At 65.7% G+C, this 13,756-nt stretch carries 13 protein-coding genes; 2 read left to right on the top strand and 11 right to left on the bottom strand.

Translation table 11 applies throughout. The annotated features are described in order from the left end of the window. Window positions 1-116: 116 nt before the first annotated feature. Genes SAZ01S_RS14340 through SAZ01S_RS14330 form a run of 3 tightly spaced genes read right to left on the bottom strand, consistent with a single transcriptional unit; the run spans window position 117 to window position 2,651 of the window. Window positions 117-518 carry a C-glycoside deglycosidase beta subunit domain-containing protein gene (locus tag SAZ01S_RS14340; RefSeq protein WP_084582956.1) on the bottom strand — a complete coding sequence of 134 codons (402 nt, stop codon included), beginning with the start codon at window positions 516-518 and terminating at the stop codon, window positions 117-119. Next, window positions 511-1,428 carry a sugar phosphate isomerase/epimerase family protein gene (locus tag SAZ01S_RS14335; RefSeq protein WP_084582955.1) on the bottom strand — a complete coding sequence of 306 codons (918 nt, stop codon included), beginning with the start codon at window positions 1,426-1,428 and terminating at the stop codon, window positions 511-513. Before SAZ01S_RS14335 ends, SAZ01S_RS14340 begins: the two co-directional genes overlap by 8 nt. Then, window positions 1,425-2,651 carry an FAD-dependent oxidoreductase gene (locus SAZ01S_RS14330; protein WP_084582954.1) on the bottom strand — a complete coding sequence of 409 codons (1,227 nt, stop codon included), beginning with the start codon at window positions 2,649-2,651 and terminating at the stop codon, window positions 1,425-1,427. Before SAZ01S_RS14330 ends, SAZ01S_RS14335 begins: the two co-directional genes overlap by 4 nt. A gap of 140 nt (window positions 2,652-2,791) precedes the next feature. On the opposite strand from SAZ01S_RS14330, the gene SAZ01S_RS14325 reads away from it, so the two are divergent. Next, window positions 2,792-3,430 carry a TetR/AcrR family transcriptional regulator gene (locus SAZ01S_RS14325; protein WP_084582953.1) on the top strand — a complete coding sequence of 213 codons (639 nt, stop codon included), beginning with the start codon at window positions 2,792-2,794 and terminating at the stop codon, window positions 3,428-3,430. A 74-nt stretch (window positions 3,431-3,504) separates the two neighbouring features. Here SAZ01S_RS14325 and SAZ01S_RS14320 read toward each other — a convergent pair whose 3' ends face one another. From SAZ01S_RS14320 to SAZ01S_RS24070, 3 genes are all read right to left on the bottom strand, one after another. Further along, entirely contained in the window at window positions 3,505-3,828 is a 324-nt protein-coding gene (locus tag SAZ01S_RS14320; RefSeq protein WP_139810086.1) for a hypothetical protein, read from the bottom strand. 267 nt (window positions 3,829-4,095) lie between these two features. Then, window positions 4,096-5,268, bottom strand: a complete 1,173-nt coding sequence (locus SAZ01S_RS14315) for a tyrosine-type recombinase/integrase (protein ID WP_084582979.1) — start codon at window positions 5,266-5,268, stop codon at window positions 4,096-4,098. Between the two features lie 163 nt (window positions 5,269-5,431). Then, window positions 5,432-5,623 carry a hypothetical protein gene (locus tag SAZ01S_RS24070; protein WP_167693170.1) on the bottom strand — a complete coding sequence of 64 codons (192 nt, stop codon included), beginning with the start codon at window positions 5,621-5,623 and terminating at the stop codon, window positions 5,432-5,434. Between the two features lie 484 nt (window positions 5,624-6,107). On the opposite strand from SAZ01S_RS24070, the gene SAZ01S_RS14305 reads away from it, so the two are divergent. Continuing rightward, window positions 6,108-8,807, top strand: a complete 2,700-nt coding sequence (locus SAZ01S_RS14305) for a M16 family metallopeptidase (RefSeq protein WP_167693169.1) — start codon at window positions 6,108-6,110, stop codon at window positions 8,805-8,807. A gap of 87 nt (window positions 8,808-8,894) precedes the next feature. Here the strand turns inward: SAZ01S_RS14305 and SAZ01S_RS14300 are convergent, their stop codons facing one another. From SAZ01S_RS14300 to SAZ01S_RS14280, 5 genes are read right to left on the bottom strand one after another with little or no spacing between them, the layout of a single operon-like run. Next, window positions 8,895-9,968: a PLP-dependent cysteine synthase family protein gene (locus SAZ01S_RS14300; protein WP_084582950.1), complete on the bottom strand. Its 1,074-nt coding sequence runs from the start codon at window positions 9,966-9,968 to the stop codon at window positions 8,895-8,897. Continuing rightward, entirely contained in the window at window positions 9,965-10,798 is an 834-nt protein-coding gene (gene kynA / locus SAZ01S_RS14295; RefSeq protein WP_084582949.1) for a tryptophan 2,3-dioxygenase, read from the bottom strand. Before kynA ends, SAZ01S_RS14300 begins: the two co-directional genes overlap by 4 nt. Continuing rightward, window positions 10,795-12,822, bottom strand: a complete 2,028-nt coding sequence (locus tag SAZ01S_RS14290; protein WP_084582948.1) for a M3 family metallopeptidase — start codon at window positions 12,820-12,822, stop codon at window positions 10,795-10,797. The genes kynA and SAZ01S_RS14290 overlap by 4 nt, the downstream gene beginning before the upstream one ends. Beyond that, the gene (locus SAZ01S_RS14285) at window positions 12,819-13,409 is read right to left on the bottom strand and encodes a hypothetical protein (protein WP_084582947.1); all 591 of its coding nucleotides are present in this window, start codon (window positions 13,407-13,409) and stop codon (window positions 12,819-12,821) included. Before SAZ01S_RS14285 ends, SAZ01S_RS14290 begins: the two co-directional genes overlap by 4 nt. After that, entirely contained in the window at window positions 13,406-13,753 is a 348-nt protein-coding gene (locus SAZ01S_RS14280) for a thioredoxin family protein (RefSeq protein WP_167693168.1), read from the bottom strand. Before SAZ01S_RS14280 ends, SAZ01S_RS14285 begins: the two co-directional genes overlap by 4 nt. Between the last annotated feature and the right edge of the window lie 3 nt (window positions 13,754-13,756).

The raw sequence follows: 13,756 nt of genomic DNA, 5'->3' as shown, positions 1-13,756 counted from the left end.
TCTGCGGCCCGTTGCAGCCTGCCACGGCATGTCTGCCACGCGCGGCATCTTCAGGGAAATCGATGCCGTCGATCGCGACCGATCCATCTAGTGGATCGATCGCGATCCCGACGCGCCTACAGGACGATGGTCGCCTCGCGCGCATCGCGCATCGGCACCGGCTGGAACTGCGGCGGGAAATAGGGGTGCCGCATCCAGACGATGGTCTCCACCTGGTGGACCCCCGGCACCAGCCCGCCCGGCCGATCGACCAGCACATCGATCGTCTCGCCCACCGGCCAGCGCGTTTCGGTCGCGTCGTCCAGGTCGGCGCGCCCGAAGGTCCGCCCCTGGAAGAGGATACGATTGTCGGCAGCGGGAAAGCGCTCCCCGTCCACCACCACGTCCACGCCCTCGATCAGCGACAGGCGCATGCCGCGATAATTGGGCTGGCGCAGCCGCAGGCGAAAGCCGGTGCGTGCGCCTTCCGGCCCCAGGTTCGAGAAGCCGCTGCTCTGGATCGTACTGCGTTCAAGCATGGGCCTGCTCCCCGCTGCTGGTCTGGGCATCATAGGCGCGTTCGAGGTTGCGGATCAGCGCGTGCTGGCGCCGCACCTGCTCGATGGCGAGCCACGGATCGCGCACGCCTTCATATTCGCTGGACAGCCAGCCGGTATAGTCGAGCTTCTTCAGCATCGGCACGATCCGCTCCCACGGGATGTGATGGTCGTGCAGCTGTGCGTCGATATGGTGGAACTTGGCCTGGATGAACACGACATGGTCGATCACCTCGGCAAGCTGCTCCACCGGCACCTTGATGCCGTTGAGGAAGCCCATCGCATTCTCGCGCATCTCCGGGGTCTCGCCGGGCCAATAGGGCAGCGGCCGATCCTGGAAGATGCCGGTATCGATCAGCAGCCCGAAGTGGCGCGTGCCGGTGCGCTGGATGAAGTCGACATAGCCCTCCACCACCGGATGGCGGATCGGCGTCGGCGCGTGGATTTCGGGGCAGATCACCACATCAAGCTTCGCGGCCAGATCGAGCACGCGCTCGACCGCGGCCTCCCAGATCGGGTGCGGGGTCAGTTCGTCGTCGATCACCCCGAATTTGGGCCGCACGAAGCGGAAGCCCAGCCGGTGGGCGAGCTGGAGGTCGCGCGCCAGCCCGGCGCTCGCCTCCTCTGCCGTCAGCACGCGCCGCTTCTGCACGCAGCTATCGACCCAGCAGCCATAGTTGGTCGGTTGCAGGCCGAAGCGATCGACCAGCGCGAACCAGCGATCGAACCATGCCGCCGGCGGCTCGGGATAGCCGGCGAGATGGGTTTCGCCGAGGATCTCGATGCCCGCGGCCCCCGCCTCGGCGACATGATAGAAGGCGTCGTCGAGCGTCATCGCGGTGCCGAAGTCGTCGGTATAGCTGTAGAGCGATATGCCATAGCGGAACGTCATGCCGCATCCTCCTTGCGCCGGTGGGCGGGTACATAGGGTTCGGCATTCTCGATCTCGGCGAGCTGCGCGACGATGTGCGCGGGCATGTCGTCGCCCACCATCTTCTGGAGGAACGGGGTGTGATCGAACACCAGGTCGCGGATCGGCCGCAACGGCGCGGGCAGGTGATGGAACATGCGGCCGGTGTGATAGGCGCCCTGCGTCACCTGCGCGGTGTGCGGCTTGCGGCGATCCTCGTAGCGCTGGAGCGCGCCCTGCACCGCCGCGGTATCGGCGATCTCCACCGCCGCCAGTTCGCGGGCGAGGAAATAGCCGTCCTCGATCGACATGCCGGCGCCATAGGCGGCATAGGGCGAGGTGGGATGCGCGGCATCGCCGACCAGCGTCACCCGCCCCTTCGACCATTGCGGCAGCGGCGGCCGATCGCGGATCTCCCAGCGCTGTAGGTGCGCCGGTGGGGTGGCGGCGATCAGTTCCTGTACCCTCGCCGGGAAACCCGCCGCACGCGTTCGGCAGAAACCGATCAGATCGGCAGGGGGCGGTGCGTCCGGGTCGCAGGCCTCCAGCACCCACCATTCATAGCCCGATTTTCCTTCGTGGCGGATCGGCGTGTAGCTCACCTGGGTCGTGCGGTTGTGCGAGATCACCCCGATCCCGTCCGGCGCTTCGTCGAGGAACAGATAGCCGCCCACCAGGTGCAGCCGCTGGTGCCGGATCGGCTGATCGCCCCAGAGCTGCGCGCGCACCATCGATCGCAGCCCGTCGGCACCGATCACCACATCGGCTTCGGCATTGGTGCCATCGGCGAAGCCGAGCCGCACCGTACGGCCCGTGTCCTCGATCGTCCGCAGTTCGTGCCCCAAGCGAAGCACGCCGGGCGGGAGCGCCGCGAGCATCCGCTGGTACAGCCCCCAGCGCAGCAGGCCGATGAAGCCGCCGCCATATTCGCGCACCACCGCCTCGGGCAGGTTGACGACCGCGCGGTTCTTGCCGCGCGCGTTGCGGAAGAACACCTGGCACGGCGCGCCGAGATCCTCGGTATCCACCCCGATCAGCTTCAGCACCTTCTGGGGCGGCGGCCAGAGGTTCAGGATGTTCCCCGCCGCCTTCACCTCGCCGGCGCGCTCGTACAGCGTGACGTCGAACCCCACGCGGATCGCCGCTAGCGCCGCCGCCATGCCGCCCGGCCCTGCGCCGATGATCGCAATACGACCTGATGCCATCGTCCAGCTCCTAATCCCGTTCGTCGCACCATAGGTTCGGCGCGATCTGATTCGTGATTAGATTATCAACTAATCAATGATTAGATTGTTGGCAAGCGGCCCGTTGGTGCGTAAGGCGAAGCTGGAGGTACCCGAGAACCATGGCTGCGGAGCCCGCCGAGCGGCGCCCCTATCATCGCGAGGATCTACGCCGCGACCTGCTGCTGGCGGCCCATGCGCATGTGCGCGCGCACGGCCATCACGGCCTGTCGGTCCGCACGCTGGCACAGGCGGTGGGCGTCTCGCCGGGCGCGCCCTATCATCATTTCCGGGACCGTCGCGAACTGCTGCTGGCGATCGCGCTGGAAGGCTATGCCAGGCTCGGCGAAGCGGCGGTGCGGGCGACATCGGATACCGCCAGCCCGGCCGAAAATCTCCTCGAACTCTGCCTGTCGTTCATCGCCTTCGCGCAGGCGAACCCGCGCCTTCTCGAGCTGATGTACGAAAGCGAGCTGACCAGCCCGGCCCCCGATCCGGCACTGCTGCACCACCAGCAGGCTGGCCGCCATGCGCTGCAGGCGCAACTGGAAGCGGCGCGGCCGACGCTTTCGGAACAGGAACGAACGCTGCGGCTGCTTTCGCTGTGGTCGACGGTCTACGGGTTCGCATCGCTGCGCAACAAGCATCTGATCGACCCGTTCGAGCCGTCAGGGAGCAGCCCCGACCAGATCGCACGAAGCACGTTACGCCTCGCCGTAGAGGCGGCGTTACGTCAACCAACGGATGCACTTGCGCCTTGAACTGCCGCTTAACGCGCAAAGATGTCGCTGCTCGCAGCATTCAAACGAATTTAACACCAACAAAATATCCCCATTCACGAAAACGGACAAATAGAGAATTTCCTAAAATATTGTTGCAGACGCCTTTTCAAATTCACGGCAAACTTTCTTTGATCATAACCACCCCCATTGTTCACCTGATCATTCCGCTCTTCGACTTTGGACAGAATTTCATTGAGATTGTAACATAACATCCGATAGACGCCGACCGCTCGGTCTCCTGCCTCGTCGTCACCTTCCAGATCCGGGACAAGAGCTTGCAACGCCTCCTCGAACCGGGCGATCTCGGCTTCGAGCGCCGCAGTGTCCTCGATCTGCTTCTCCTCGCCGTCGACGGTCGTGATGATGAGCGCAGGCATGTCACTTCTCCCCGCGATAGGCGAGATTGGCGCCATGGCGTTCCAGCCAATCGGCAGCTGTGCCGTGATCCACGTCAGGCGCTGCCGCCGACAGAGCGATTAACGCTGCCGATTGCCGCTTTCGGCCCAAGCGGTCATTCTAGGCTGCTTATGGGAACGACCGGCGTTGGTCGACTGTGCGGCTTCCAAGTGTCTGGGCAAGCGATCGGCAGCGCTGGCGACGTCAGCATCATTGGGACGCGAGTATGGCGCAGGGGCGCAGGTGGTTCACCATAGTTTGATCCCGTTGGCTACGAAGTCTGCCCACTGGCTCATAAGCAAACGTCGTTTGTCGAAGAAATCAGTGCGCCGGTATGCTGCTTCGACAGCGTTCGGAATTTTGTGCGCGAGCGCCTTGTCTGCGACCTCTTTAGGAAAATCGGTCTGATCGGCAGTCCAATCGGTAAAGCTCGATCGAAATCCATGCACCGTGACGCCGTTGATACCCATATCGCGCATCGCCTTCACCATGGTGGCGTCGCTGATCGCGTTATTCTTGGCTCCTGTGAAGACCAAGGCATTGGCGCTGATAGGTCCTTCCAGCGAGAGGTGCGTATCGCGGAGGCGCCGTATCAGCGCGAGGGCGGGTGGCGACAAAGGTACGACATGTGGCTCCTTCATCTTCATGCGTGCGGCGGGGATCGACCAGATGCACTTGTCGAGATCGAACTCACCCCATCTCGCGAAGCGGGTTTCATTTGACCGTGCTGCCGTCAATATCGTCAGCTTGAGCGCGTCTCGACCGACACTATTTTCGAGCGCCGCCAATTTTCGCATGAAAGCTGGAACGTCCGCGTATGACATCGCCGCAAGGTGGGTCACCTGCCGCGCTTGACGTGGCAGGCCGCGCGTCACCGAGCGCAGCGATATTTCTTCCGGCACGAGCCCCTTGATATGCGCGTAGTCGAGCGTCGTCCCGATCCGTTGCAGGATACGCCGCGCGGTGTCGGGAATGGTAAGCCAGATCGGCTCCAGAACGCGCAGCACAGCCGCACTGTCGATGGCATCGACCGGTGTTTTTCCGATCACCGGGAAGACATGATTTTCAAGGCTCGACATCCATGAAGGATGTTTCCCGTTCTTCCATCCACCCTTCATCGCGTCGTAGCAATCGCGAGCGACCTTTTCAAAGTTCGGGGCCGCCTTTCGCCGCAGCCCCAGTTCGTTGACCGGATCAAGGCCGTTGCGGATCATCCGGCGATATTCAGCAACAGCAAGTCTGGCATCCGCCAGCGACACTTGGCTGGCGGACCCGAGGCCGAAATCGCGGCGTTGCCCCCGGTGCTGGATTCGCAGCAGCCACGATCGCGTTCCCGTGTCACGGACGATCAGATAGAGACCATGCATATCGGCGTGGCGACCAGGACCGGCATGACGGACTTTGAGTGCGGTGAGCGGCATCGTGACCTCCTTCACAGCCCCACGTTTTGTCCCACACTTTGCGCCGGATTTGGCGAACATCAGTGGAACAACCTGATCCTGACGTTCGCGTACCGATCGAACGATATCAATAGGTTGAGACTTTCTGGGCTGTCTTCCTACTCCGGTAGGATGCCCGTAGGGGTCACCAAAATGCCTTCCCAGGGCATTCCAGAACATTCCATAACTGGCTGTTTTCTGCGGTTTGTGGTGATATAAGTCTCCCAATCAAGCTGGCAAAATGCCACTGCATACCAGCAAGCTGATGGTATTTTTGATGGCATGCGCCCGTCGCTTCGATGGGATATCCCATCGTGGCGCTGTCGGTGGCTGCCATCAAAACCGCAGAGATTCGCGGCAAGGCGTACAAGCTAAGCGATAGAGACGGGCGCTACCTGCTCGTGACGCCATCCGCGGGCGCACTGTCGGAATGGTGGGAAAGCAAAAGACTCTCGCGTTCGGGGTTCGGCCCGATACCGGCCTCACAGAAGCACGCACCGAATGGGATGCCGCGCGAAAGGCACTAGCCCCCGGGAGATCCCGCCGAGCGGATCAAACTCGATCGGCACGCGGCGACCGTCGCTGCCTCCAACAGCGCGCCGTCGCGCTGCGCGCGAAACGCCCTTTGGCGGACGTGCGACCGAGACACAGCCGAACGGGCCACCAGCATCGCAAGCGGCGGCACCCGAGCGGACAGTTGATACTAACCATCTGATATCGTGATGATCCCATAAGATCTATCGATCGGCCCGCCTCTAGCGCGGCGTGGATCGCAGCGTCACCATATCGCCATGGCACCTGCATCCCACGCCCTCATTCTGATGACCGCCTTCAGCGCCTGCCTGGCGGGCGTACCGGCCACGGCGGGCGCTTCGCCCGTCAATGCCACGCAGCCGCAAGCGACACCGCGCGTCACGGCGTTCACCTTGTCCAACGGGCTGAAGGTCGTCGTTCAACCCGATCGGCGCGTGCCGATCGTCACCGTCGCGTTGGTCTACGATGTCGGCTCCAAGGACGAAAAACCGGGACAGTTCGGCTATGCCCATCTCTTCGAGCATCTTATGCTCCAGGGCAGCCTGCACTGGAACCAGGATGCCACCCGCTCCTACCACGACATGGGCGCTCCCGGCGCCAATGCGACGACCACCGAGGACCGGACGATCTTCTACGCGACGGTGCCCAGCGCCGCGCTCGAGCGGGCGCTGTTCCTCGAGGCCGATCGGATGGGCTTCCTGGCCGAGGCGCTGACGCCCGAACGCGTCGCGCGCGAGGTGGACGTGGTGCTCAACGAAAAGCGGCAGCGCGGCGGTGCAGCCAATGGCGAGGATGGGGCGACGATCGCTGCCGACCTCTATCCACCCGATCATCCCTATCACCACAGCGTCATCGGCACCGAGCAGGATCTGCGCGCGGTCACGGTGGATCAGGCGCGGCAATGGTTCCGCGACTTTTACGGCCCTGCCAACGCTACCTTGATCCTCACCGGCGACCTCAGCATCGAAGCGGCACGCGACCTCGCACAGCGCTATTTCGGCGGCCTCGCACCGCGCGCGCCGATCGGCCGGCTGCTGACCGACGATGCGCCGCTGCCCGGACCGATCCGGCGGCAGACCTTCGCCGCCGTGCCCACCGCCCGCCTCTACGCCACCTTCCGCGCGCCACCCGCAGGCACCCCCGCCATCGCTGACCTGGACCTGATCGCCCAGATCATGGCGAACGGACCGGCATCGCGCTTGAAGAAGCGGCTGGTAGACGAACTCGGTATCGTCGGCTCGGTGATGGTGACGTTCGACGAGAAGCTGTTGTCGAGCGAAATGGGTTTCGTCCTCGACGGTATCCGCCCGGATCAGACCGCGCGCGTCGAAGCGGAGATGCACCAGGCGCTGGCGACCTTCATCGCGGAAGGGCCGACGCCCGCCGAACTCGACCGCGCACGCGAGGTCCGCATCCGCCATATGCTGCAATTGCAGGAGAGCACCTTCGGCGAGGCCTTTTCGCTGATGCGCAGCGCATCGCGGGGCGGCGATCCGGACTATGCGGCAACCTATCTGCGCCAGCTGCGCAGTGCGACGCCGGAACGGGTGCGCGCCACGGCGGCGGCTGTGTATGGCAAGCCGGGACACCTGCTGATCGCCAGCCCGCTGCCGCCGTTCAAGCCGGCAACGGGCGGCTATGATCTCGCCAAGGGGCCGCCCGCAATGGCAGCGGCCCAGCCGATCGCCTTCCCGGCCATCGCCGAGGCGCGCCTTGCCACGGGGCTCAGGGTGGTGCTCGTGCCGCGCGCCGGATCGGGCACCGCCAACCTGCTGCTGCGCATCGATGCCGGATCTGCGAGCGCCGCCTGGCCGATGGCCGAGACCGCGGTGGCGCTGATGGCCGAGGACAAGGCACTGCCGGCCCGGGCCGAAGCGCTGGGCGGCCAGCTGCGCCACCGCGTGGCCGCCGATTATACCGATCTCACGCTCTCCGTGGACACCTCCGCGCTGGCGAAGGGTATCGATCTGCTCGGCGATGTTCTGGCGCACGCCGATCCGGACCCGGCGGCGCTCGCGACCCAGCGGCAGCGCCGCCTCGCCGCGCTGCAAAGTGAGGAAATGCGGCCATGGACCGGTGCGCAGCGCCTGCTCCGCAACGGCGTCTATGGTGCGCACCATCCCTATGGCGCGTCCGCCGCCCCCGGGGAGGACGTGCGTGCCGTTGAGTCGCTGGATGTGGCGGCAATCCGCGCCTGGGATCGCGGGCATGTCCGTCCCGATCGCGCCACGCTGTACGTCGCAGCCGATACCGACATGGCAATGCTGCGTCCCCTGCTCGAAGCGGCGCTGGGCCGGTGGAAAGCGGACGGACCGGCCGCACCGATGGTGGCGATCCCCCCGGCCCCGGCACGGTCCGCACCGACGCTAATCGTGCTCGACAAGCCCGGCGCGTCGCAGACCTTCATCGCAGCGGCACGGCTGCTGCCGCCCAGCACGCCCGCGGGGGACATCGCCTCCGACGCCGCGAACGAAGTCTATGGCGGCAACAACACGTCGCGGATCAGCGCCAATCTGCGGCAGGGCAAGGGCTGGACCTATGGCATCGGTTCGGGAACGCAGGATGCGCGGGGGGAGCGGCTGTGGCAGATCGCGGGCAGCGTTGCGCCCGATCACAGCGGCGCAGCGATCGCCGAACTGATCGCCGAACTCCGCGCGCTCGGCAAAGACCGCCCCCCTACCCAGGCGGAGCTTGATCGGATCGCGGCGGCGAGCGTCAACCAGACCGCAGCGCGGCTGGAGGACGGCGCCGACCTGCTGCAGGCGATGGCGGACGCGCAGAGCTATGGCCGTCCCTATGACTCGGTCGTTCGTGATCCTGCGCGATATCGGGCATTGACGCTCGACCAAGTGCGCGACGCTGCGCACACGCTTGCCGACCCCTCTGCCCTGCACTGGGTGGTGGTGGGCGACTGGCAGAAAATCCGCGGCCAGTTCACGGGATTGGACATCGGAGCGCCCACCGTCATTCCCGCCTCCGGAGAATGAACGGCCCCAAGCCGCTCGCTGTACGGTGCCGCGATCCGGGGAGACATGTGCTCGTCGCCAAAAGCACCGTTCCGCCCGCCGGGACGGTCAAGCGTGTAGAAACGCCCTGACCGCCGTTTCGGCCGGCTGCCAGCACAAGCCCCGTTCCATCAGCCAGTCGTCGCGATAATAGGTGCAGCCATAGCGCTCGCCGCCGTCGCAAAGCAGCGTCACGACACTGCCCTCAGCGCCAGCCGCCGCCATCTCGTGGACGATCTGCATGCAGGCCAATAAATTGGTGCCGGTCGACCCGCCCACGCTGCGCCCCAGCCTGGCAGACAGGGCGCGCATCGCGCCGATGCTGTCGCCATCGGCCACGGCGATCGCGCGATCGATGACGCTCGCGATGAAGCTGGGCTCCACACGTGGGCGACCAATGCCTTCGATGCAGCTGGCACAGCCTTCCGGCAGCGTGGAGAGTGCGCGATCGGCGAAGTGCCGGTGAAAAATCGAATGGCTGGGGTCAGCGACGCACAACCGCGTCGCATGCCGCTGGTAGCGCACGAAGCGGCCTATGGTTGCCGAGGTGCCGCCTGTTCCTGCCCCGCACACGATCCAGCTGGGGATCGGGAATCGCTCCTCGGCCATCTGGCTGAAGATGCTCTCGGCGATGTTGTTGTTGCCCCGCCAGTCGGTCGCGCGTTCGGCATAGGTGAACTGGTCGAGATAATGGCCGCCGGTTTCCGCAGCGAGCCGCTGGGCGACGTCGTAGACGGTGCGCGGGTCGTCGACCGCGTGGATCTCGCCGCCGTTGAAGCGGATCGCATCGAGCTTGGGCGCCGCAGTCGACGCGGGCACCACGGCAATGAACCGCAGGCCCAGCATGCGCGCGAAATAGGCTTCGCTCACCGCGGTCGAGCCGGAGGATGCCTCGATCACACAGGTGTCCGGCCCGATCCATTCGTTGCACAGCGCATAGAGGAACAGCGAGCGCGCGAGGCGATGCTTCAGGCTCCCGGTCGGGTGCGAGCTTTCGTCCTTTAGATAGAGGTCGATTCCCGGAAAGCGGGGCAGCGGCACGTGGATTAGATGGGTGTCGGCGGATCGGTTGAAATCGGCTTCGATCTTCCGCACGGCTTCGTCGAGCCAGGCGCGGCCCGCGCTTCCGGGTGCGTGTTTCATAGGATCGTGCGTACCTCCCATAGTTCGGGGAACAGCACAACACCGAGCATGCGCTGCAGATAAGCGACGCCGGAGGTGCCGCCGGTGCCGCGCTTGAAGCCGATCACCCGTTCCACCGTGGTGAGATGGTTGAAGCGCCACCGGCGAAAATAGTCTTCGAAATCCACCAGCTTTTCGGCGAGCTCGTAGAGATCCCAGTTCGCTTCGGGATTGGCATACACGCAGGCCCAGGCGGCGACCACCGCCTCGCTGGTGCTGCGCGGATCGCTGAGCTCGGCGCGCTCCGGCCCCACCGCGAAGCCACGGCGGCCGAGCAGCCGCAGCGCCTCGTCATAGAGGCTGGGTGCGGCCAGAATGGCACGCAGGCCGTTTTCCAGATCCGGACGATGACCGTGCGGCTTCAGCATTGCCGGGTTGCGATTGCCGACGATGAATTCGATCGCGCGATACTGGTAGGACTGGAAGCCCGAGGATTGCCCCAGCGATGGGCGGAATTCCGTATATTCGCTGGGGGTCATCGTCCGCAGCACGTCCCAGGCACCGTTGAGCTGTTCGAAGATCCGCGTCACCCGTGCCAGATGCTTGAACGCCATGTGCGGCCGGTCCTCGGCAATTGCCTTGGTCGCCGCCTGCAACTCGTGCAGCGCGAGTTTGAGCCACAGCTCGCTCGTCTGGTGCTGAACAATGAACAGCAGCTCGTCATGCGCCTCGGAGAGCGGGTGCTGGGCGCCCAGAATGCCGTCCAGGGCCAGATAGTCGCCATAGGACATACGATCGCGAAACGTCGTTTCCGCGCCGTCCGTCGTCGGATCAAAGCCTGGCTGAGTCATGCAAGCCCTCGGCGGATCAGCAGCGCATCGATCTGGGGGTCACGACCGCGGAACTCCCGGAAGCTCTCAGCGGCCGAGCGGCTCGCGCCATGCGCCAACACCTGAGCCCGCAGCAGATCGCCGGTCGCGCGATCCACGCCGCCAGCCGCGAGAAAGCGCTGGAAGCCATCCGCTGCAAGTACTTCTGCCCACAAATAGCTGTAATAGCCCGCGGCATAGCCGCCGGCGAATATATGCGTGAACGCATGCGGGAAACGGTGCCATTCGGGTGGCCGAACCACTGCCACCTCGTCCCGCACGATCTCCAGCACCTCCATCGGATCGCCGCCAAGCGTGCCGAGATGCAGCAGCAGGTCAAACAGCGCGAATTCGATCTGCCGGACGAGCGCCATGCCGGACTGGAAGCGGCGGGCGGCGAGGAGCTTCTCGAACAGCGCCTGCGGCAGCGGCGCGAAGGTGAGATAATGGCCGGACATGCTGGTCAGCACCGCGCGGTCCCATCCGAAATCTTCCATCAGCTGGCTGGGCAGTTCCACCGCATCCCATTCGAAACCGTTGATGCCGCCGATGATCGGCCGATCGACCTGCGTGAAAAGGTGGTGGAGGCAGTGCCCGGTTTCGTGGAGCAGGGTGAGCACATCGGCGTGCGATAGCAGACCTGGAAGGTCTTCGCCGCGCGGTGCAAAGTTGCATACCATATAGGCCACCGGGAGCGCCGCGCTCTGGCCGTCGCGCAGCCTCGGTCGCGCCTGCGACATCCAGGCGCCGCCGCGCTTGCCGGGCCGGGCGTGGAGATCGAGGTAGAGCCCGGCGAAGACGGTGCCGTCCTCGTCTACCAGATCGTAATAGGCGGCGTCCGAATGCCAAAGCGCGACGTCGTCGCGCAATACCAGGCGGATGCCGAACAAGCGGTTGAGCAGCCCCTTCCAGCCATCGAGCACGCAATCGATCGGGAAATGCGCGCGCACCGCCTGTTCGTCGAGCGCATAGCGCGCGGCGCGCAGATGCTCCGCCGCATAATCGATGTCCCAGGGCTGCAGATCGGCGATACCGAGTTCGTCCTCGGCGAAGGCGCGCAAGGTGGCGAGCTCGCGCTGCGCGATCGGGTGCGCACGATCGGCGAGGTCGCGGAGGAATTCCAGGACGGTGCCCGCATCCGGGGCCATCTTGGTCGCAAGCGAGGCGGCAACCGGATCGGCGAAGCCGAGCAGCTGCGCACTTTCGTGCCGCAGCGCGAGCATGCGGGCGATGCGCTCGCTATTGTCGAAACGCCCGGCATCCGGCCCCTGATCGGATGCGCGCGTGCCGAACGCCCGGTAGACGCGCGCGCGCAGCGCGCGATCGTCCGCGAAGGTGAGGATGGCGCGGACGCTCGGCTGATGCAGTGTCACCAGCCAGCCGTTCAGGCCCTTGGCCTGTGCCGCCGCGGCGAACATCGCCAGATCGGCCTCGGGCAGGCCCGCCAGCAGCTGCGGATCGTCGACATGTTCGGCCCAGTGATCGGTCGCGTCGAGCACCGCGCTGCCGAAGTCGGTGGCGAGCTGCGAAAGCGCCAGTTCCACCTCGGCGAAGCGCTGCCGCTCGGCCGCTGCGAGCCCGACGCCGCCCAGAGTGAAGTCGCGGATGGCCCGCTCCACGGCGGCGCGGTCGGCGCGGGGCAGGACGGCAAAGTCCGGCATGGCAGCAAACGCCACGAGCAGATCATAAAGGTGCCGGTTCTGGTGCAGGCGATGGCTCGCCTCCACCAGTCGCCGGTTGCCCTCGGCATAGATGGGCCGCAGCGCCGGACTGTCGGCGACGCTGCGCAGATGCGACACCGCCGACCAGAGCGCGTGGATCGTCGCCTCCGATCGCTCGAGCGGCATCCACAATTCCTCGAAGGTCGCGGGGCGCGTGCGCACCAGCAGCGCGACCACCATGTCCTGATCGGCGATCACGCGATCCAGCGTGGGCAGGATCACCTCGGGCGTCAGCGCATCGAACGGGGGCAATTCGGTGGGGCGGGTCAGCGCGGCAAGCGTCATCGCCGGGCTCCTTCGATCCAGGCCGCAACTTCGGCCGGAAATTGGCTGAACGCCTGGTTGGAGGCGTCGAGCTGCGCCACGAAGCGCTTCGCGAGCGCCGGGTGGCGCACCTCGAACATGGCGGGGATTTCATGGCGCTCGGGTACGCGCGTGCCCTCCCCTTGCGCGATGCTATTCAGCGTCGCGGTCGCTTCGGCATGCGCCTCGGCCGTCCAGCCCGTGGCCAGTGACGCGCGATAGGCGCGGAGATGGCAGATCGCGCGCATCAACTCGATCAGCGCAGCCGTGGAAGCCGCGACCGGCCAGGCGGCGGCCTCCGCCACCTGGCCCAACGCCTTTACGTGCGGGTCACCATTATCTCCCAGCGCCACCGCCGCGCGCCGCAGCCGCCGCCAGGCTGCGGGATCGCCCAAGCCGGTGCGGTGCGCGTCCAGCAGCGACTCGAGGGCCGCCTTCGCCGGTTCGGGCCACGGCCTGGTCGCGTCCAGCATCCAGCAGAGCAGCGCCGCATCGCACGCCTCGTCCAGCGTGGTCGACGGGTCCATCTTCACCGCAGCCAGCAGCGCGGCCATCGCTGGCGTGGTCATGCGGAAGCGCTGCCGCTTTCCAGGGCCGCATCCAGCATCAGCGCCAGTCGCGTGCGGGTAAGCGCACCGACATGCCGATCGATTTCGGCCCCGCGGCGCAGGACCAGCGTGGGAACCGCGCGCACGTCGAACGCCTTGACGATCTCCGGCGAGCGTTCGATGTCGATCTTGGCGACGGCAACCTCCCCGGCATAGGAACGGGCAATATCCTCGATCACCGGCGCCATCGCAGTGCAGGGTCCGCACCAGGTGGCGCTGAACACCAGCATCTGCAGCCGCTCGCCGGCAGCCGCATCGAGCGGCGCGAGATGGTCGTCTTCGATCACGATCGGGGAAGCAGTCACGAT

Source organism: Sphingomonas azotifigens NBRC 15497, assembly GCF_002091475.1.
Lineage (GTDB): Bacteria > Pseudomonadota > Alphaproteobacteria > Sphingomonadales > Sphingomonadaceae > Sphingomonas > Sphingomonas azotifigens.
This window is presented reverse-complemented; position numbering and strand designations above follow the sequence as displayed.